Origin of the sequence: Pseudomonas sp. GM49 (assembly GCF_000282355.1) — a bacterium.
Taxonomy (GTDB): Bacteria; Pseudomonadota; Gammaproteobacteria; order Pseudomonadales; family Pseudomonadaceae; genus Aquipseudomonas.
Genome location: NZ_AKJL01000273.1, coordinates 1 through 1,462, shown reverse-complemented (window position 1 = coordinate 1,462; position 1,462 = coordinate 1). Strand labels below are relative to the sequence as shown.

Genomic DNA, 1,462 nt, shown 5'->3' with positions numbered 1-1,462 from the left:
CCTTCTTGAACTTCCAGCGCGCATCGCTCGGGGTTTCGCCCAGGTAAATGCAACTGTGATTGAGCAAGTCATGGGGGTGAGTCGGCGTACCGTGCTCGGCCAGATACTGCGGAGTGGCGCAGAGCAAATGATCGATGGTCAGCAACCGCCGTCCCACCAGCCCCGCAGGCGGCCGGTCGGTGATGCGAATCGCCAGGTCGACGTGATCGTCGATCAGATCGACCTGGCGGTCCTCAAGCAACAGCTCCACATCCACCTTGGGATAACGGCGCAAAAACTCCGGCATATGCGGGTGAATGACAATTCGGCCTACTGCTTTCGGCACGCTGATACGCACCAGCCCCTCGGGCTCATCCGTGAACTGACCACTGACTTCCATCACTGTCCGGGCGGCATTGACCATTTCCTGGCAGCGCTTGAACACCTCCTCGCCACCGTCACTCAGGCGCAACTTGCGCGTGGTTCGTTGCAGCAAGCGGGTGGCGAGCGCCTTCTCCAGACGCGAAATGCTGCGACTGACCGCCGAGGGCGAAGAACCCAACTGACGAGCCGCCTCGGAGAAACTGCCCATCTCGACAACCTTGACGAAAATCGCCATTTCACCCAGCAGCGGCAGCAGAAGATTTATGCTCACAGCGCAACAGTCCTTTGATGTTTGGCCTGATTATCACGTATTTACAGGTTTCCTATAATAAAAAACAGAAATTCAATTCGAGCCTGAAATATGACGCTGCGCCTTTTTTTCCATAGTGATGAGCTCAAGGCCAACGTGGAAGTCCTGGAATGCACACCCCACGAAAACGAGTTTGCCGTGGTCTTGCGAGCGACCCTGTTCCACCCTCAAGGCGGCGGACAGCCTTCTGACACTGGCTGGATCGGCGAAAGCCAGGTGCTGCGCGTGATACAGGATCCCGAGCGGATCATTCATTTTGTCGACCGACCGGTAAAAACCGGCATGACGCAAATCCGCGTCGACGAGCAGTGCCGGTTGTTCAACACGCGCATGCATTCGGCCGGTCATTTGATCGGCCACTTTGTACAAGCCATGGGCTGGATGCCGATCAAGGCGCATCACTGGCCGGGTGAAGGCCGTGTGCAATTCAAGCCGGGTAATTGCGCACAGGACGTTGAGGCCCAGACCATTGAGCATGGCATCGGGCAGTGGATCACCCACGACCTGCCGCGCCTGACCTCGCTGCGCGAAGGCGTCCGGGAAATCGGCTTCGGTGAACTGCCCGCCTACGGTTGTGGCGGCACCCACGTACGTAGCCTGAAAGAATTGGGCGCGGTCACGATCAACACCCTTTCGCAAAAGAAAGGCACGCTGTCCGTCCACTACCTGGTCGACTGAACACAGGGCGTTGGTGAGACGCCTGATTTTATCGATGCAGCATTGCCCGGAACGCAAAAGGCCCGCTCAGTCAGACTGGCGGGCCTTTTTTTGCCTCGCCCCCCCCCCCCC

At 58.3% G+C, this 1,462-nt stretch carries 2 protein-coding genes; one reads left to right on the top strand and one right to left on the bottom strand.

Features of this window, described 5'->3' with window-relative positions; genetic code table 11:
• The coding region (locus PMI29_RS05465; RefSeq protein ID WP_008002370.1) for a LysR family transcriptional regulator at window positions 1-634 on the bottom strand (634 nt) is incomplete at its 3' end.
• A gap of 90 nt (window positions 635-724) precedes the next feature.
• Here PMI29_RS05465 and PMI29_RS05470 point away from each other — a divergent pair.
• On the top strand, window positions 725-1,351 hold the full coding sequence (locus PMI29_RS05470) for a hypothetical protein (RefSeq protein WP_008002368.1): 627 nt from the start codon (window positions 725-727) through the stop codon (window positions 1,349-1,351).
• Window positions 1,352-1,462: the final 111 nt, after the last annotated feature.